The organism is Streptomyces sp. NPDC001515, from assembly GCF_053597115.1.
This window is the reverse complement of the sequence record NZ_JBSFHN010000011.1, coordinates 1-17,961: the sequence shown is the minus strand read 5'-3', so window position 1 is coordinate 17,961 and position 17,961 is coordinate 1. Positions and strand designations below refer to the sequence as shown.

Below are 17,961 nucleotides of genomic sequence, written 5' to 3'. Positions count from 1 at the left end.
CCATGACGCCCATGACGCCTTTCATCCGTAAAACGGCCTCCACCTGACGAGTGGAGCCTCAAGGAGCCGATCAGATGGCCAACTTCTCCAAGTCGAACGTGCCGCAGTTCTCCGTCGAGGTGTACCAGAACGAGTACCTGCCCGAGGGCGGCCGCGAGGTCAACGGCATCATCACCGTCACCTCCACCGGGGGCGGCACCACGGGCGGTGTCCCGCTGACGGGCGGCGCGGCCGGGGCGGCGGTGGTGATCATGGTCGACTGCTCGGGGTCGATGGACTACCCGCCGACGAAGATGCGCAACGCCCGGGACGCCACGGCCGCCGCGATCGACACCCTGCGCGACGGCACCTCCTTCGCCGTGGTCGGCGGGACGCACGTGGCCAAGGAGGTCTACCCGGGCAACGGCCGCCTCGCGGTCGCCGACGCCACGACCCGGGCCCAGGCCAAGGAGGCGCTGCGCCGGCTCAGCGCGGGCGGCGGCACGGCGATCGGGACCTGGCTGCGGCTGGCCGACCGGCTGCTGGGCGCCGCCGACGTGGAGATCCGGCACGGGATCCTGCTGACCGACGGCCGCAACGAGCACGAGGCGCCGGAGGACCTGAAGGCGGCGCTCGACTCCTGCGCCGGCCGGTTCACGTGTGACGCGCGCGGCGTGGGAACCGACTGGGAAGTGAAAGAGGTCACAGGGGTCGCCTCCGCGCTGCTCGGCACCGCCGACATCGTGGCCGATCCGGCCGGGCTGGCCGCGGACTTCACGCGGATGATGGAGAACGCGATGGGCAAGGAGGTCGCGGACGTGGCGCTGCGGCTCTGGACCCCGGTCGGCGTGGAGATCAAGTTCGTCAAGCAGGTCGCGCCGACGGTCGCCGAACTGACCGACCGCCGCACCGAGGCCGGGCCCCGGGCGGGCGACTATCCCACGGGTTCCTGGGGTGACGAGTCCCGCGACTACCACGTGTGCGTACGGGTCCCGGAGGCCGGCATCGGGCAGGAGATGCTGGCGGCCCGGGTCTCGCTCATCCTCCCCGACCCTGCGGGCGGGGCGCCGCAGACGCTCTCGCAGGGGCTGGTGCGCGCGGTGTGGACGGACGACATGGCGGCCTCGACCTCCATCAATCCGCAGGTGGCGCACTACACGGGTCAGGCGGAACTGGCACAAGTGATCCAGCAGGGGCTGGATGCCCGCAAGTCGGGAGACTTCGACGGCGCGACGGCCAAGCTCGGCCGCGCGGTGCAGTTGGCATCGGCGTCCGGGAACGAGGACACTGCGAAACTGCTTTCGAAGGTGGTAGACGTCGTCGACGCGGCGACGGGTACTGTGCGACTGAAGGCGAAGGTCGCGGAAGCGGACGAGATGACCCTCGAAACGCGCTCCACCAAGACCGTTCGCGTCAAGAAGTAACCCCGTACCGGCACCGATGAGCCGCCCGGCCGACGAGGTCCGGGCGGCTGCGCACGAAGAAAATGACGGCCCCCGCGGCCGGACGAGGAAGGAGGGAAGCGCCGACATGCCGACCTGCCCGAACGGACATCAGTCGGGTTCCGAGGACTGGTGCGAGGTCTGCGGCCACCGCATGGCCGGGCCGGGCGCGCCCGCTGGCGCCGTGCCCCCGCCGCCTCCCCCGCCGCCCGCGCCCGGCTACGGATACCCGCAGCCCCAGGGGCCGGACGCGACCCAGCAGGCCGAACTCTGCCCCCAGTGCCGCACCCCGCGCGAGGCGATGGCCCCGTTCTGCGAGGAGTGCCGCTGGAACTTCCTGACGAACACGGCCACGTCGTACACCCCGCTGGCGCCGCAGCCGGGCGCTCCGGGAGCCGGCCCGGTCCCCGGGCTCAACCTCCCGCCGGGGTTCCAGGCCCAGCAGCCTCCGGGTCCGCCGCAGCAGCGCGACCCCTTCGACTACCAGAGCTCGCGGCCCTCGCAGATGAACCGGCCGGCCGAGCCGCTCTCCTCGGGCCCCGACCGCCCCGGTCCGCCGGGTCCGGGTCCGTCCCCGTTCCCGCCGCAGGGCCACCAGGGGCCGCCGCCTCCGCCGCCGTTCCAGCAGCAGGGGCCGCAGGGCGGTCCGCAGGGTGCGCCGCCCGGATTCCCGCAGGGGCAGCAGCACGCCCAGCAGCAGAACTCGCCGCAGGGCTCGCCCCCGCCGCCGTTCCAGCAGCAGGGCGGGGCGCCCGCGTTCCAGCAGCAGACGGCTCCGCCGGTCTTCGAGCAGCCGGGCCCGCCGGCCCCACCGCGGCCGCAGGCCCCGCAGGCCGGCGGTGACGACTGGCTGCTCTCGCCGCCCTCGCAGGCGCAGGGCCCGCAGCAGCCGCCGTTCCCCGGCCAGGGACCCGGCCCGCACCAGGGCCCGGGGCCGCACCAGGGCGGGGGCCAGGGACCGGTCCAGCCGCCGGCCCCCCAGTCCATGAACTGGACGGCGGTCATCGCGCCGGACCGTGAGTACTTCCTGGCGATGATGCAGCGCAGCGGTCCGGAGGCGACCGGGCTGAACCTGCCGGCGTACTCCCCCGAGCAGCAGTTGCCGCTCACCGGCACCCAGGTCACCATCGGCCGCCGCCGGCACAGCACGGGCGAGTCCCCGGACATCGACCTGTCGGTGCCCCCGGAGGACCCGGGCGTCTCGCACCAGCACGCGGTGCTGGTGCAGCAGCCGGACGGCAGCTGGGCCGTGGTGGACCAGAACTCCACCAACGGCACCACGCTGAACGGTGCCGAGGACCCGATCCAGCCCTATGTCCCCGTTCCTCTCCAGGACGGCGACCAGGTGCACGTCGGGGCGTGGACGACGATCAGGATCCGCCGGGACTGACGGCGGGCACGCGTGGACGGCCGGTACGGGGCTCCCGTACCGGCCGCCGTGCTGTGCGGGGGATCCTCCCCGGGCCCCCGTGTCCGGCGGCGGCGTCTGCGACCATGGACGGGTGACTGAGAATCCGCGCGACACGCTGCAGGAGCTGACCTTCTACGAGCAGGTCGGCGGCGAGGAGACGTTCCGCCGCCTGGTCCACCGCTTCTACCAGGGGGTGGCCGGGGACCCGTTGCTGCGGCCGATGTATCCGGAGGAGGACCTGGGGCCGGCCGAGGAGCGGTTCGCACTGTTCCTCATGCAGTACTGGGGCGGGCCGCGCACCTACAGCGAGCGGCGGGGCCATCCCCGGCTGCGGATGCGGCACGCGCCGTTCCGGGTGGACCGGGCCGCGCACGACGCCTGGCTGGGCCATATGCGGGTCGCGCTGGACGAGCTGGGGCTCGCCCCGGAGCACGAGCGCCAGCTGTGGGACTACCTGACCTATGCGGCCGCCTCGATGGTGAACACCGAGGGCTGAGACCGGAATCCCTCACTCAGGGTGCGGACCGGTCACGCGTGTGCGGAATGCGGTACTCCGCAGCCGGATATCGATCACAATCCCATCAAGGTGTCCCCAGGTCCGCCCGTAAGCGGTTTCCCACACGAGTGGCCGTCTGACAGCATCCGTACGACACGCCGGGGGGCGGGTGAGTGCGTGCGTGGCACGTGGTGACAAGGGGGCCAGGTGACGGGGTTCGTCTTTCTGCGGGTGAGGGCCCACCGGCTTCTGCTGGCCGCAGCCGTCCTGGCCGTCCTGCTCACCACCTCGGTGCTGGCGGCGCTCACCGCCTTCTCCGGCTCCATCGGTGACGCCGCGCTGCGCCACACGCTCACCCACCGCTCCGCCGCCTCCGCCACCCTGGTCGTCGCCGCGCCGGTGGAGCCCGCCGAACGGGACGCCGCCGACGCGACCGCGCGCCGCGCCGCCCGCACCACCTTCGACGGACTCCCGGTCACCGTACGGACCCTGGAGTCCACCGGTCCTTACGCGCTGCCGCGCAGCCTCCAGGACCCCGCCGCCCGCCGGGGCGATCCCGACCTCACGCACTTCGCGGCCCTGGACCGCAGCCGGATCCGGCTCACCGCGGGCCGGCTGCCCTCGGCCGGTGCCGGGAAGGCGAAGGGCCCCGTCGAGGTGGCGCTGCCCGTCACCGCCGCCGACGCGCTCGGGCTGAAGCCCGGCGCCCGGCTGAAGCTCACCGACCGGCTGAGCGGCCCGCCCGCCGAGATCCTGGTCACCGGCCTCTACAAGGCCGCCGACCAGTCCGACCCGTACTGGCAGCTGGACGACCTCGGCGGGCGCGGGGTGCGCAAGGTCGTCTTCACGACCTACGGCCCGCTGCTCACCGACCCCGCCGTGCTCGCCTCCGGCCGGCTCAGCACCGGCGAGACGTCCTGGCTGGCCGCCGCCGACTTCCGGGCCGTGACCACCGGCCGGATGGACGCGCTGCACGACGCGGCGACGGCCGGGCCCAAGGCTCTGCTGGCCTCACCCGAGTTCCGCGACGGCGCCACCGCGCAGACCTCGCTGCCCACCGTCCTGGAACAGATCGACCGCTCGCTGCTGGTCTCCCGTTCGACGCTGACGATCGTGGCGGTGCAGCTGGTGCTGCTCGCCGGATACGCGCTGCTGCTGGTGGCCCGGCTGCTCAGCAGCGAGCGGGGCGGCGAGACCGAACTCCTGCGAGCGCGCGGCGGATCGCGGGCCCGGATCACCTCGCTGGCGGCGATCGAGGCCCTGATGCTCGCGCTGCCGGCCGCCGTCGTCGCCCCGCTGCTCTCCGGACCGCTGACCCGGCTCCTCGCGGACCGCAGCGACCTCTCCCGGATCGGGCTGCGGCTGGACTCCTCGGTCACCGGCCAGGTGTGGCTGGTCGCCGCCGTCACCGCGCTCGCCTGCGCGCTGGCCGTCGTCGCCCCGGCCCTCGCGGCCAGCGCCGGATCCCGCCGCTCCACCCGCGCCGCCGCGCTGCCCGGACCGGTGCGGGCCGGTGCGGACGTGGCCCTGCTGCTGATCGCGGCCGTGGCCTACTGGCAACTGGACCGGCAGACCAAGGGCTCGGGCGGCGGCGCGCTGAGCGGTGACCGCGAGGGCGACCTCGGCATCGATCCGCTGCTGGTGGCGGCGCCCGCCCTGGCCCTGCTCGCCGGGACCGTGCTGACGCTGCGGCTGCTGCCGCCGGCCGCGAAGCTCGCCGAGCGCCGCGCCGCGGGCGGCCGGGGCCTGGCCACGGCGCTGGCCGGCTGGCAGTTCAGCCGCCGTCCGCTGCGCGGCGCCGGCCCGGTGCTGCTGCTGGTGCTCGCGGTGGCCATGGGCATGCTGGCGATCGGGCAGAGCGCCTCGTGGAACCGTTCGCAGAGCGACCAGGCCGACTTCCGGGCCGGCGCCTCGGTCCGGCTGACCGGGGCGGCGAACGGGGACCCGGCGAAGGCCGCAGGGTACGGCTCGCTGCCCGGCGTCCGGGACGCGGCGCCCGCCTTCCGCACCACGGTGGACCTGTCCGGCGAGCGCATCGCCGAGGTCCTCGCCCTGGACACCGCGCACGCCGACGAACACCTGATGATGCGCGGCGACCTGGCCGACGGACCGGTGTCCGGGCTCTTCGACACGCTCACCCCGCCGAAGGCCGCCCGCACCGGACTGCTCCTGCCGAAGGGCAGCACCCGCCTCCTCTTCGACGTACGGATATCCGCCGACGACGCCCCCGGGAAGGTCTCGCCGTCCGGCATGACGCCCGTCCTCTCGGTCGCCCTGGAGGACCGCTACGGGCTGCCTTACCGCATCGCGGTCGGGTCCGTCCCGGTGGACGGGAAGGCGCACCCGGTCTCCCTCGCCGTGGCCTCGGCCGGCGGATTCGCCGTCACCGGGATCGAGCTGAGCGACAAGCAGCCGGTGGGCCGCGCGGAGTCGCACCGACTGACCGTGAGCGCCCTGCGCACCACGGCGGCCGACGGCACCGAGCACCCCGTCCCGGTCCCCGACGGCTTCCGGTGGCAGGGCGCGGTGACCGCGGACTCCTTCGGCGACGTGAAGCCGGGGGCCGCGATCGCCCCGGCCGCCTCCGCCGCCACCCCGCTCGCCGTCGCCTACTCCACCGGATCGGTCAGCGCCGAGGAGGCGGAGTACGCGACGCCGGTGCTCGGTGTGCGGCTCACGGCCGCCCGCCCCAAGGCCCCGGCCCTCAACGCCGTGGCCACGACCGCCTATCTGAAGGCGACGGGGGCCGAGCCCGGCCAGCAGATCGATGTGACCGTGGCCGGTGAGACGGTCCGGGTGACGCTCACCCGCACCGTGGACCGGCTGCCCACCACCGGCCCCGGCTCGGGCTCCTCCGCCGCCTCGGCCGAGTCCCAGCGGGCCCGGGACGGCGGGGCGCTCCTGCTGGACCTGCGCTCCCTCGGCCAGGTCTTCGCCTCCCGCCCGACCGCCCGGCTGACCGCCACCGAGTGGTGGCTGAGCACCGAACCCGGCCGGACGGCCGAGGTCGCCGCCGCGCTGCGCAAGCAGCCCGACACCGACCCCGCCCAGGTCCTGGTGCGCGACGAGATCGCCGACGACCTGGTCGGCGACCCGCTGGGGGCCGGGCCGCAGTCCGCGCTCCTCGCGGTCGCGGTGATCGCCGCCGCCCTGGCCGCGGTCGGCTTCGCGGTGGCCGCGGTCGGCTCGCAGCGGGAGCGGTCCGCCGAGTTCGCCGTCCTGCGGGCACTGGGCACGCCGCGTCGCCAGCTGGCCCGGATGACCGCCGCCGAACAGGGCGTGCTCATCGCGATCGGGCTGCTGGTCGGGGCGTTGCTCGGGGCCCTGCTCACCCGGGCGGTCGTGCCGCTCATCGTCCTGACCGGGCAGGCGGCCCAGCCGGTGCCGCCGGTCCTGGTGCAGCTGCCGGCCGGGCAGGTCGCCGCGCTGCTGGCCGGGGTCGCCGTCGCACCGCTGCTGATCGTCGCGGCCCTGGCACTGCGCCGCCCCGACCCCGCGATATCGCTGCGCACCCAGGGGGACAACTGACATGAGCGCCCGACCGAGACTCCCCCGCGCCGCGACCGCCTGCGCCCCCTGGGTCCGCACCCGGCTGCGCACGGCTCCCGGAGCCGCCTGCGCCTTCGCCCTGCTGGTGCTGGTGACCGCGTTCCTCGCCGCCGCCTTCCCGCGTTCCGTCGACGCCTACGAGACCAAGGGGCTCCGCCACGACCTGGGCGCCGTCACCCCGGCGCGCAGCGTGCTGGAGCTGAGCGCGCCCCAGCCCGGACTGGAGCTGCGTCCGGAGTCCCGCGAGGCCGCGGTGCGCCAGGACACGCTGGCCGCCGTCCACGGCGAGATCCTGAAGCGGCTGCCCGATCCGGTGCGCGCCGACACCGCCGAGTCGGCGTACGGGATGCGCACCTCGGAGCCGATCGGGGCGGGCGAGCCGTGGTTCCCGCGCCCGTACGGCCTGGACCCGGAGCTGACGTACGTCACCCAGTCCGGCCTCCCCGACCACGCCACCCTGCGCGCCGGCGCCTGGCCGGCCGTGCACGGCCGGGTGACGCTGGAGAGCCGGGAGGTCGAGGCCGCCGTCACCGAGGCGACCGCGAAGGCGCTGCGGATCAGGGCCGGCGCGACGATCGCCGTCCCGACCCGGGGCGACGGCACCCTGACCGTACGGATCACCGGCATCGTCGCCCCCAAGAACCCCGAGGGTTCCTACTGGTCGGCCGAGCCGCTGCTGCGGACGCCCTCGCTGGTGGCCAAGCCCACCAAGGAGACGCCGCGCTACTACTGGATCGCCGCGCTGCTGCTCCCGCCGGACGCCGGACCCGCCCTGCTCTCGACCACCGGGCAGCCGGAGGTGTACTGGCGGATCGCGCCGGACGGTTCCCGGCTGACCGCGCTGGACGTGCCGAGGCTGCGGACCGCGGTGGCGTCGCTGGAGGGCGGCCCCGGGCTGCTGGCCATGCGGGACGTGGCCGGTGCCACAGCGACCCTGGCGACCGACCTGGACGAGGTCCTCACCGCGTACGACGGGATGCGGTCCGCGATCGAGCCGGTCGTCACCGTCGCCGCCGTCGGCATCGGCGCGGTCGCCGTCGTGGTGCTGCTGATGACGGGCGGGCTGCTGGCGAGCCGCCGCCATAACGAACTCGCGCTGCTGCGGGCCCGGGGCGGCTCCCTGAAGGGCATCGGCGGACGGCTCCTCGCCGAGACCGCCGTCACCGCCGTGCCCGCCGGGGCGCTCGCGCTGCTGCTCGCCGTGGTGACCGTCGGCGAGGCCCGGCTGTGGCCGGCGGCGATCGGGGCGGGGGTCGTCGTCGTCCTGGTCTGCACCGCGCTCCCGCTGCGCACGACCTTGCGACACCGCACCCCGCAGACCCATGTCGAACGGGACGACCTGGCGACCGCCCGCCCGTCCCGGCGGCGCACCGTCGCCGAACTGACCCTGCTGGTCCTGGCCGTCGGGGCCGTCGCCGCCCTGCGCCGCCGTGGCACCGACGCCGAGGGCGGCACCGATCTGCTGGTCAGCGCGGCGCCGGTGCTGGTCGCGCTCATCGCCGCCGTGGTGCTGGTCCGGCTGTACCCGCTGCCACTGCGGCTGGCCCTGCGGTCGGTGTCCCGGCTGCGCGGCGCGGTCGGCTTCCTGGCGCTGGCCCGCGCCGGACGCACCTCGGCCACCGGCACCCTGCCGCTGCTCGCCCTGCTGGTCGCGCTGACCACGGCGGCCTTCGGCGGTTCGGTCCTGGCGGGGGTCGCGGACGCCCGCGACTTCGCCGCGGTCCGGGCCACCGGCGCCGACGCCCGGGTCAGCGGCGAGGCCGACTCCGTACCGCTGTCGGACGGGCTGATCCGCGCGGTGGAGAAGACCGAGGGGGTACGGGGCGTCGCCCGGATCCAGGTGGAGTACGGGGTGGCGCTGCCCCCCGCCGAGAACGGCGTCGAGGACGCCAAGGGCACCACCCTGATCGGCGTCGACCCCCGGACGTACGCCGAGCTGGCCCGCTCCACCGGGCTCGGCGCCTTCTCGGCCGGCCGGCTGAAGGCGAAGGGCCCGGCGGTGCCCGAGGGGACGCTGCCGCCCAAGGACCGGATCGTGCGGGCCCTGGTCTCGCCGTCCGTCGCCGAACGCCTCGGCGGGAAGCCCCGCGATCTCCAGTCGCTGGCCGGGGACTTCAGGGTGGAGGTCGCCGGCACGGTGACCCGCACGCCCGCCGTCGACGGCAGCTCCTTCATCGTCGTGGACGCGGCCTCGCTCACCCACCGCAAGACCACGACGCTGCTGGTGACCGGATCCGCCCTGGACGCGAAGGCGCTGCGCACGGCGGCCCGTTCCTCGGGCCAGGACTTCGCCGTACAGCTGCGCGCCGAGGAGCGCGCCACCTACGTCGACACCCCGATGCAGTCCGGCGCGGAGCGGATCTACCTGGCGGCGATCGTCGCCGGTGCCGGGTACGCCCTGCTCGCCGTCCTGCTCTCGCTGCTCCAGACCGCACCGGAGCGCACCACGCTGCTCGCCCGACTGCGGACCATGGGGCTGACCTCCCGCCAGGGCGGCCGGCTGCTGGGCTTCGAGGCCCTGCCGCAGGCGCTGCTGGCGGCCGGCGGCGGGCTCCTCGTCGGCTGGGCGACCATCGCCCTGCTGGCCCCGGGCGTCGACCTCGTGCGCCTGGCACTCTCGTCCGGCCCCGGCGCGGGCCTGCTCGACACCGCACCGCTGCGTACCGATCCGTGGTCGCTGGTCCTCCCGGCGCTCGGCGTCATCGTCCTGACCGGGGCGGTGGCGGGCGTGCAGGCCTGGTGGGCCGGGCGGCGCGGATCGATCACCGAACTCAGGGCAGGAGACTCCCGATGACGACTCCGTCGACCGATTCCACGCTCGCCGAGCTCGAAGAGCGGGCGACGGCCCGTCGCGACCGGCCCTCCTACGGGCACGACGCGCTGATCGCCTGCGACCGGCTGGTGCGCATCTTCACCACGGACGGCGTGGAGGTGCAGGCCCTCCAGGGTCTGGACCTGCTGGTCGCCGAGGGCGAACTGCTGGCGCTGGTCGGCGCGTCCGGCAGCGGCAAGTCGACCCTGATGAACATCCTGGCCGGTCTCGACGAGCCCACCGCCGGGGCGGCGAAGGTCGCGGGCTGCGACCTGCTGTCCATGGGACAGAAGGAACGGCTGCGCTACCGCCGGGACATCGTCGGCTTCGTCTGGCAGCAGACCGCCCGCAACCTCCTGCCGTATCTGACGGCGATCCAGAACGTCACCCTGCCGATGCAGTTGCGCGGGCGGGGCCGCACCCGCGAGCGCACGGTCCGCGCCGAGTCGCTGCTGAAGATGCTGGAGGTCGAGGACTGCCGGGACAAGCGCCCGCAGCAGATGTCCGGCGGCCAGCAGCAGCGGGTGGCGATCGCCGTCTCGCTGGCCAACTCCCCCTCGGTCCTCCTCGCGGACGAACCGACCGGTGAGCTGGACTCGGCCACCGGCGAGCAGGTCTTCGCCGCGTTCCGCCGGGCCAACGAGGAGCTGGGCACGACGATCGTGATCGTCACCCACGACCAGGCGGTCGCCAACGAGGTCCGCCGCACGGTCGCCATCCGCGACGGCCGCACCTCGTTCGAGGTGCTGCGCCGCACCGAGGTGGACGCGGCGACGGGCCAGGAGTCCCAGGTGGCGCGCGAGTACGCGATGCTCGACCGGGCCGGCCGGCTCCAACTGCCCGCGGACTACACGGAGGCGCTGGGCATGGAGCACCGGGTCATGCTGGAGCTGGAGCAGGACCACATCGGCGTGTGGCCGGACGGCCCCAAGCAGGGGTGACCGCTTCCGGACCGCCTCCGGCCCCGGTCCGGGCCGGCTATAGGATCCGCGCATGACGACGTCCGAACGCGAGATCACCGAGCCGGTCGACCTCTGTCTGCCCGACGGGCGGCTGAACCCGGACGCCGTCGGCTGGTCCCGGCTTCCGCTGCACCGGACCCGGCTGCCCGGCTGGGGCCGTACCAAGCGGTGGGAGTACTGGTGCGTGACGACGCCCACGCATCTGGTGGCGCTGACGGTCAGCGACCTCGACTTCCTCGCCCTGAACACCGTCTATCTGCTGGAGTACGCGCCGGGCGGGCTGGAGACGGAACGCTCCGCGATCGTCCCCGGCGGCTTCGGCGTGCGCCTCCCCGACGCGGTCGCGGGTGCGCCGGGCGTCCCGCCGGTGGTGGTGGGCCCGGAGCGGCCGTCCGCCGGCAAGGTCAGGATCGAGATCCGCGACGAGCCCGGCGGCACCCGTCTCAGGGCCCGCTGTCTCACTCCGGAACGGGTGCCGCTGGAGGTGGACCTCCTGGTCGCCCGCCCGCCGGGGCACGAGTCGCTCTCCGTCGTGGTGCCGTGGAACGACCGGCGCTTCCAGTACACCTCCAAGCAGACCGCGCTCCCCGCCTCGGGCCGGGTCCGCGTCGGTGACGCCTTCCTGGACTTCGACGGGGACGACACCTGGGCGGTCCTGGACCACGGCCGGGGCCGCTGGCCCCGCACCGTCGACTGGAACTGGGGCGCCGCCTCCGGCCGCACCGGGGGCCGGACGGTGGGCCTCCAGTTCGGCGGGCGCTGGACCCGGGGCACCGGCTCCACGGAGAACGGCCTGTGCGTGGACGGCCGGCTCACCAAGATCGGCGAGGAGCTGGAGTGGCGCTGGTCGCCCACCGACCCGCTCGCCCCCTGGACCGTCCGTACGCCCTCGTCCGACCAGGTCGACCTGACGTTCACCCCGTTCCACAACCGCAGCACCCGCACCGACGCGGGCCTGATCGCCAACCGCACCGACCAGTGCTTCGGCCACTACAACGGGCACATCCGCACCGACGAGGGCGCGGAGATCCCGGTGGAGGGCCTGCTGGGCTGGGCGGAGGACGTCCATATGCGCTGGTAGCGCTCAGGGCGTGTCCGGACAGCCGTCAGCCGCCGACCGAGACGGCGAGGCCCCCGAGCCCGCCGGCCGCGCCGGCGCGGCGGACGGCGATCGCGCCGAACGGGGTGCGCAGCCGCAGCCAGGCACCGGCGGTGAGCAGGGCGACGGGGAAGTCCGGGGCGGCGCGCAGGAAGCCGAGCGCCTGGGCGGCGTGGACGGCGCGCAGCGGGAGTTCCGTGTCCCCGACGGTGCGCGACCAGATGTCGCGTCCGATGAGGTCCCGCTCCGCGCGCGTACGCCGTTGCTCGGGCAGGGCCTCGTCGCGGCGGCGGAACTCGGTCACGGCGGCGGTCAGCGCGGCCCGGAGGTCGACGGGGCCGGGCAGGGCGCCGGGCGGCGCCTCGCGCCAGCCGCCGCGCGGGGGCAGCACCCCGGTCCAGGGCGGCCCGGTCACCGGGGCGGGCAGCCCGCCCGTACCGGCGGAAGGGCCCTCGGTGTCCAGCGATTCGAGCAGTTCGCCGGCCGAGACCGTGACATCGAGGTCGTGGGTGCCGGCCAGCCGTACCGCGCGGACCGCGAGCACCTCGAACGACGGCGGCCGGCCGAAGACGGCCAGCGCGCCGCCGGACGCCTGGAGCCGCACGGCCGCGCCCCGGTCGTAGTGAAGCAGCCGGCCGAGGAAGGCCGCGAGATCCGCGGCCTCCCTCGGGTCGGCGAACAGCAGGGACTGCACGGGTGCGGTCATGCCGCCGCGGGCTCCTCGGCCAGGTACTCCTGGAGGAAGAGCCTCTCCTCGGCGGTGATCCGCCGGGGCCGCTCCGCGGCCAGGTCGTACGGGACGACGATCGTCGACGCGCGGACGTAGACCTGCTCGGGGTCCTTGATCTCGTACGCGATCGTCAGCGAGGCGGCGCCGATCTTCGTGACCCAGGACTCGACGGTCACCGGCGCGTGCCGGTGGACCAGCGGGCGCACGTAGTCGATCTCGTGCCGGGCCACGACGGAGCCTCCCGCGAAGGACGGCGATCCGTCCCCCGGCGCCAGCCGGAACATGAAGTCGATGCGCGCCTCCTCCAGATAGCGGAGGAAGACCACGTTGTTGACGTGGCCGAAGGCATCCATGTCCGACCAGCGCAGCGGGCAGCTGTAGAGATGACGAGCCAAGACGATCAGCCTCGCGTGAGCTTCTTGTACGTGGCGCGGTGCGGACGGGCCGCGTCCGCACCGAGGCGCTCGACCTTGTTCTTCTCGTACGACTCGAAGTTGCCCTCGAACCAGTACCACTTGGAGTCGCCCTCGTACGCCAGGATGTGCGTGGCGACGCGGTCCAGGAACCAGCGGTCGTGGGAGATGACCACGGCCGCGCCCGGGAATTCGAGCAGGGCGTTCTCCAGCGAGGAGAGGGTCTCGACGTCCAGGTCGTTGGTGGGCTCGTCGAGGAGCAGCAGGTTGCCGCCCTCCTTGAGCGTCAGCGCCAGGTTGAGGCGGTTGCGCTCACCACCGGAGAGCACCCCGGCCGGCTTCTGCTGGTCCGGGCCCTTGAAGCCGAACGCGGAGACGTAGGCGCGGGACGGCATCTCGACCTGGCCGACGTTGATGTAGTCCAGCTCGTCCGAGACGACGGCCCAGAGGGTCTTCTTCGGGTCGATGTTGGCGCGGGACTGGTCGACGTAGGAGATCTTGACCGTCTCACCGATCTTGATCGATCCGGAGTCGGGGGTCTCCAGGCCCTGGATCATCTTGAACAGCGTGGTCTTGCCCGCGCCGTTCGGACCGATGACGCCGACGATGCCGTTGCGCGGCAGCGTGAACGACAGGTCGTCGATGAGGACCTTGTCGCCGAACGCCTTCGAGAGGTGCTCGACCTCGACGACGATGGAACCGAGGCGCGGCCCCGGCGGGATCTGGATCTCCTCGAAGTCCAGCTTCCGCATCTTGTCGGCTTCGGCCGCCATCTCCTCGTACCGGGCGAGACGGGCCTTGGACTTGGTCTGGCGGCCCTTGGCGTTGGACCGCACCCACTCCAGCTCTTCCTTGAGCCGCTTGGCGCGCTTCTCGTCCTTGCGGCCCTCGACCTTGAGGCGGGCGGCCTTCTTGTCGAGGTAGGTGGAGTAGTTGCCCTCGTACGGGTGCGCGCGGCCGCGGTCGAGTTCGAGGATCCACTCGGCGACGTTGTTCAGGAAGTAGCGGTCGTGGGTGACCGCGACGACGGCGCCGGCGTACTTGGAGAGGTGCTGCTCCAGCCAGTTGACCGACTCGGCGTCGAGGTGGTTGGTGGGCTCGTCGAGCAGCAGCAGGTCGGGCGCCTCGATGAGGAGCTTGCAGAGCGCGACGCGGCGCTTCTCGCCACCGGACAGGTTCACGACCGGCCAGTCGCCGGGCGGGCAGCCCAGGGCGTCCATGGCCTGCTCCAGCTGGGCGTCCAGGTCCCACGCGTTGGCGTGGTCCAGGTCCTCCTGGAGCTTGCCCATCTCCTCCATCAGCGCGTCCGAGTAGTCGGTCGCCATCAGCTCGGCGACCTCGTTGAACCGCTTGAGCTTGCCCATGATCTCGGCGGCCCCGTCCTGGACGTTCTCCAGAACGGTCTTCGACTCGTCGAGCTCCGGCTCCTGCATGAGGATGCCGACGGTGAACCCGGGCGACAGGAACGCGTCACCGTTGGACGGCTGCTCCAGCCCCGCCATGATCTTCAGCACCGTGGACTTACCGGCGCCGTTGGGACCCACGACACCGATCTTCGCGCCGGGCAGGAAGTTCAGGGTGACGTCATCGAGGATCACCTTGTCGCCGTGCGCCTTGCGCGTCTTGCGCATGGTGTAGATGTACTCAGCCAAGAGAAACCGTCCGGCTATCGATGTGTGGGCAGATACACCCCATCTTGCCTGACGTCCATCCCCGGACGGAAATGGGTACCTCAGGGGCCCGTGACCTGCGGCGGAGCGCCCGGGGCCTTCTCACTACCTGTCGTCGTTCGTCGTCCTTGGCCGTCTTTGGTCGTCGTTTACCGGCCCATGACCGGCCCAGCACCACGGCCCCATCCGCAGGTCAGGACCGTCGGTAGGTACGGCCCACGGGACACATGGGAGCAGATAGTGCCGTCACTGACTGCTGTCAGGCGCCCTGCCGACGGCGAGTAGGTGGGAGCTGGCGGCGAGCAGTTCCGGGTATGGCTCTGCCATCCGCGCCGCCGCCATGGCGGAGTTGATCAGGTCATCCGTCGGTCCGTCGCCTGGCTGCTGCTCAGCCGCTTTCACAAGAGACCACGCTGGCCCCTCAATGCCGAAGACCTGAACATCCTGGAGGCCGGCGGCGGCCAGTTCCGCCACAAGCTCTTCGGCTCGATGGAAGTACGACAGGGTGAATCCCCTAGCGCCGTCATAGACGGCCGTCTCCAGAATCTTGGAGACAGACGCATGGATTCGGTCGGTGTGCAAGTGGGCGTACGCCACGTGCTCGAATAGCGACGCGTAGCGGTTGATCGCCGCAGCGGCGATCAATCCGCCCGGCTTGACGACCCGGCAGGCCTCTGCGAGTGCCTGTCGCCGGTCAGCAGGGTCGGGCAGGTGGTACAGCGGCCCGAGGAGCTGCACAACGTCAAAGGTGGCGTCCGGCTCAGACAAGGCCCGCGCGTCCTCAACGGTTGCTGAGCACACTGCCGACGCGGCCTCAACGTGGCGAGGTACCGGGTCCACCAGGGTGACGTCATAGCCGTCCTTCACCAGCCACTCGGCATGAATCCCCGTCCCCCCGCCCACATCGAGCACACGTGCTGGCGCGGGAGGCAGGAAGCGTCGGAGGAGTTCTTGGGTTCTGAGCAGTTCCATCCGGCCGTCTGCCGAACTGCGCAGGCGGCCGTCCTCGTTGACCGTCTCGCCATAGAACTGCATCACGGAAGGAGCCAATTCGAGATTCGACATAGTCGCAGTATCCTGTGTACCGGTGGACCAGTCCAGCGCAGGGATATAGGAGAAACCATGGCAGTTTTGAAGTACGAAGAGATCGCAGAGTCCCTGCGCGCCCGCATCGCTGCCGGCGAGATCGCCCCTGGGGACACGATCCCGTCCGGCCGCGAACTGGCCGAGCAGTGGGAGGTATCACGGGCTACCGCCATCAAGGCCGTCGACGTACTGCGGAATGATGGTCTGCTCGTGGCCAAGCAGGGAACCGGCTTCGTCGTCACGGAAACGCCTGTGGCACGCCCCGCTGGCGCCCGCCGCGCAGGGTCGGCACGCACCCTGGGCGGCATGCCGTTCCTGCGCGTCGGCACGCCTGACTGGGCGGAACCCCCCGTCCACGTCGCTACCGCCCTCCGCCTCTCCCCGGGAGCTAAGGCACTTCGGCGCGTTCGCATCCTCCAACTCCCTGACGGAACCCCGAATAGCTGTGTTGAGGCGTGGTTCCCCCCGGAGATCGCGGAGGCGTCACCACGCCTCGCCGACGCCAACCCGATCGCCGAAGGCACAACGCGCTACGTCCGTCGGCAGACCGGCCGAGGCCCGACCGAAGGCGTGGACGTGACCACCGTGCGCCTTGCGTCCGAGATCGAGGCGGACCGCTTGAGGGTGCCCCAGGGCACACCCGTGGCCGTGCTTCTGCACACGGCGTATGACGAGCAGGGGAATCCGCTGGTGTGCGAGGAGGGCGTGACGCCATCCTCACTCTTCGAGCAGGTAGACACCTACGCCATGTAGGCATCACAGGCGCACCAGAAAGGGCTGGACCGGTGAACCGGTCCAGCTTTTTTTGATGCCTCCCCACCCCGCCTCACCAGCGCTTTTACTTGCAACGCAACAGCAACTCGGAACCGCACCACTTGACTGGACCGGTCCACCGGTCCAGTCTCTTGGTGTGGCCGTCGCCCGATCCGGAATCTCCCGGATGGGGCCGACTCCGCCACGCCAAAACTCCATAGCGTGATCCACCGCAGTACGACGACCGTGACCGTTCCGGCCGAGGCGAGTGGAGACCAGTCGGCCGAGAAGGGGCCCCCGTCACACCGGGGCCCGACACCCCAGACGGGGGACACGCCACCGACTCCAAAGAACCGCGCGGCACACCTTGAAGCCGCCCCCTCAGACGTCCGGGACTTCGGATCTCCCCGGATCGAGCGGCGCCGCGCGAACGAGAACCGAGCCCTCACCCCGTCTCCCGCGACCGAGGGAGTGCTGATGTTCCAACGAAGACCGCAGGCGCCGTCCGTGCTGGACCGGCACGCCGGCCGCGCCCACCGCGTCATCTGACCGCCCGCAGCCCCTGAGCTGTGGTCGGAGAGCGGGGACAAGGTCCCCCTCGCAAGGCATGACCCCGACCACCCACACAGAGCGGAGCCCCTGATGAATCTCCGAAGACCGCAGGCGCCGTCCGGCTTGACCAGCACGGACGGCTACGCCCAACGCGTCATCTGACCGCCCGCAGCCCCTGAGCTGGGGTCGGCTGCCTCCCCCGCCCGTCCGGCCCGTGTGGCTGTGCGGGCGGGGTCGCGGGGAGCCGGATGGTCCGGAACCACGAGCGGCACCCCGGGGGCAACCGGGGTGCCGCGAAACAGGCCCTTGTATGGGAGGCACCTGTGTTCATCAGTCTGACAGAAGACGAGCGCGCCGCGCTGTCGAAGAAGCTCGCCGAGGTCAACCGCCGTTCCTCCGGCGGTTCTGGCCGCTGAGAGACGCCCGCCCCGGACCCGGCGTGATGCCGCCGGATCGAATCCGGCCCGGGGCACTGCCACCCGCCCAGGTGGCCTCCACCCAAACGGCCAGCACCCCCGGAGTAGCCGCTCCGGGGGTGCCCTTACAGGCCGTTCAACCGCTAGGAGAAAACGACCCATGCAGACCATCGGAGCGCTTCAGAGCGCCGTTACGGCGTCGCTCGACTTCGAGCCGACGGACACGGAGCTGGACGCGATCGAGCACGAGATGCCCGTCATCGTGGCGGAGGTCGAGTTGCTGGACGCGCAGATCATGACCCTGGACCGGCCGGCCAGCGAGCTGGACGTCCGGCGTATCCGCCGTGCCCGGAACCGGGTCATGGCCGCCCGCCGGGACCTGAGCAACCGCACCGACGCGGTGCAGCCGGCCGGTGCGGCGTGAGCGCCCGCGCCTACCCCCTCAACCCCGCGCCCGAGGACGACGCCCGGTTCACCCGGGGGCTGTCCATCGACCTGGCGGACGTGCTCGTTCGGCACGGCTACCCCGAGCCCACCGGCCTGGACTGGGTGGAGTTGCAGCTCGCCCTCTTCCGGTTCCTGTACGGGAAG

The 17,961-nt window shown here is 72.7% G+C and carries 13 protein-coding genes; 9 read left to right on the top strand and 4 right to left on the bottom strand.

The features are described 5' to 3' along the window. The first annotated feature begins 74 nt into the window (after positions 1-74). The 7 genes from ACWCXC_RS13940 (at position 75) to ACWCXC_RS13910 (ending at position 11,732) form a co-directional block, all read left to right on the top strand. Complete coding sequence (locus ACWCXC_RS13940) at positions 75-1,403, top strand: vWA domain-containing protein (protein ID WP_450684637.1); 1,329 nt, start codon at positions 75-77, stop codon at positions 1,401-1,403. 106 nt (positions 1,404-1,509) lie between these two features. After that, positions 1,510-2,811: an FHA domain-containing protein gene (locus ACWCXC_RS13935; RefSeq protein WP_450888821.1), complete on the top strand. Its 1,302-nt coding sequence runs from the start codon at positions 1,510-1,512 to the stop codon at positions 2,809-2,811. Between the two features lie 112 nt (positions 2,812-2,923). Next, entirely contained in the window at positions 2,924-3,328 is a 405-nt protein-coding gene (locus ACWCXC_RS13930; RefSeq protein WP_383651281.1) for a globin, read from the top strand. A gap of 207 nt (positions 3,329-3,535) precedes the next feature. Further along, on the top strand, positions 3,536-6,856 hold the full coding sequence (locus ACWCXC_RS13925) for an ABC transporter permease (RefSeq protein ID WP_450888819.1): 3,321 nt from the start codon (positions 3,536-3,538) through the stop codon (positions 6,854-6,856). A gap of 1 nt (position 6,857) precedes the next feature. Then, the gene (locus ACWCXC_RS13920) at positions 6,858-9,671 is read left to right on the top strand and encodes an ABC transporter permease (RefSeq protein ID WP_450888817.1); all 2,814 of its coding nucleotides are present in this window, start codon (positions 6,858-6,860) and stop codon (positions 9,669-9,671) included. Then, complete coding sequence (locus tag ACWCXC_RS13915) at positions 9,668-10,630, top strand: ABC transporter ATP-binding protein (protein ID WP_450888815.1); 963 nt, start codon at positions 9,668-9,670, stop codon at positions 10,628-10,630. The genes ACWCXC_RS13920 and ACWCXC_RS13915 overlap by 4 nt, the downstream gene beginning before the upstream one ends. A gap of 52 nt (positions 10,631-10,682) precedes the next feature. Continuing rightward, entirely contained in the window at positions 10,683-11,732 is a 1,050-nt protein-coding gene (locus ACWCXC_RS13910; RefSeq protein WP_450888813.1) for a DUF2804 domain-containing protein, read from the top strand. Between the two features lie 25 nt (positions 11,733-11,757). Here the strand turns inward: ACWCXC_RS13910 and ACWCXC_RS13905 are convergent, their stop codons facing one another. The 4 genes from ACWCXC_RS13905 to ACWCXC_RS13890 form a co-directional block, all read right to left on the bottom strand. Next, positions 11,758-12,456: a hypothetical protein gene (locus tag ACWCXC_RS13905; RefSeq protein ID WP_450680535.1), complete on the bottom strand. Its 699-nt coding sequence runs from the start codon at positions 12,454-12,456 to the stop codon at positions 11,758-11,760. Continuing rightward, positions 12,453-12,875, bottom strand: coding sequence for an acyl-CoA thioesterase (locus ACWCXC_RS13900; RefSeq protein ID WP_383651301.1), 423 nt, complete (start codon positions 12,873-12,875; stop codon positions 12,453-12,455). Before ACWCXC_RS13900 ends, ACWCXC_RS13905 begins: the two co-directional genes overlap by 4 nt. A gap of 5 nt (positions 12,876-12,880) precedes the next feature. Beyond that, complete coding sequence (ettA, locus tag ACWCXC_RS13895) at positions 12,881-14,545, bottom strand: energy-dependent translational throttle protein EttA (RefSeq protein ID WP_450680536.1); 1,665 nt, start codon at positions 14,543-14,545, stop codon at positions 12,881-12,883. A 264-nt stretch (positions 14,546-14,809) separates the two neighbouring features. Next, positions 14,810-15,628, bottom strand: a complete 819-nt coding sequence (locus ACWCXC_RS13890) for a class I SAM-dependent methyltransferase (protein WP_450888810.1) — start codon at positions 15,626-15,628, stop codon at positions 14,810-14,812. Between the two features lie 57 nt (positions 15,629-15,685). Between ACWCXC_RS13890 and ACWCXC_RS13885 the strand changes: the two genes are divergently transcribed. Continuing rightward, positions 15,686-16,402 carry a GntR family transcriptional regulator gene (locus ACWCXC_RS13885; protein WP_450888808.1) on the top strand — a complete coding sequence of 239 codons (717 nt, stop codon included), beginning with the start codon at positions 15,686-15,688 and terminating at the stop codon, positions 16,400-16,402. A gap of 1,128 nt (positions 16,403-17,530) precedes the next feature. Next, complete coding sequence (locus tag ACWCXC_RS13880) at positions 17,531-17,794, top strand: DUF6284 family protein (protein WP_450888806.1); 264 nt, start codon at positions 17,531-17,533, stop codon at positions 17,792-17,794. Positions 17,795-17,961: the final 167 nt, after the last annotated feature.

What these genes read in the sequence shown, in the direction of transcription:
- ACWCXC_RS13910 (WP_450888813.1), top strand. Translation starts at nt 10,683, where the DNA reads ATGACGACGTCCGAACGCGAGATCACCGAGCCGGTCGACCTCTGTCTG.
- ACWCXC_RS13915 (WP_450888815.1), top strand. Translation starts at nt 9,668, where the DNA reads ATGACGACTCCGTCGACCGATTCCACGCTCGCCGAGCTCGAAGAGCGG.
- ACWCXC_RS13920 (WP_450888817.1), top strand. Translation starts at nt 6,858, where the DNA reads ATGAGCGCCCGACCGAGACTCCCCCGCGCCGCGACCGCCTGCGCCCCC.
- ACWCXC_RS13885 (WP_450888808.1), top strand. Translation starts at nt 15,686, where the DNA reads ATGGCAGTTTTGAAGTACGAAGAGATCGCAGAGTCCCTGCGCGCCCGC.
- ACWCXC_RS13905 (WP_450680535.1), bottom strand. Translation starts at nt 12,456, where the DNA reads ATGACCGCACCCGTGCAGTCCCTGCTGTTCGCCGACCCGAGGGAGGCC.
- ACWCXC_RS13880 (WP_450888806.1), top strand. Translation starts at nt 17,531, where the DNA reads ATGCAGACCATCGGAGCGCTTCAGAGCGCCGTTACGGCGTCGCTCGAC.
- ACWCXC_RS13890 (WP_450888810.1), bottom strand. Translation starts at nt 15,628, where the DNA reads ATGTCGAATCTCGAATTGGCTCCTTCCGTGATGCAGTTCTATGGCGAG.
- ACWCXC_RS13935 (WP_450888821.1), top strand. Translation starts at nt 1,510, where the DNA reads ATGCCGACCTGCCCGAACGGACATCAGTCGGGTTCCGAGGACTGGTGC.
- ACWCXC_RS13940 (WP_450684637.1), top strand. Translation starts at nt 75, where the DNA reads ATGGCCAACTTCTCCAAGTCGAACGTGCCGCAGTTCTCCGTCGAGGTG.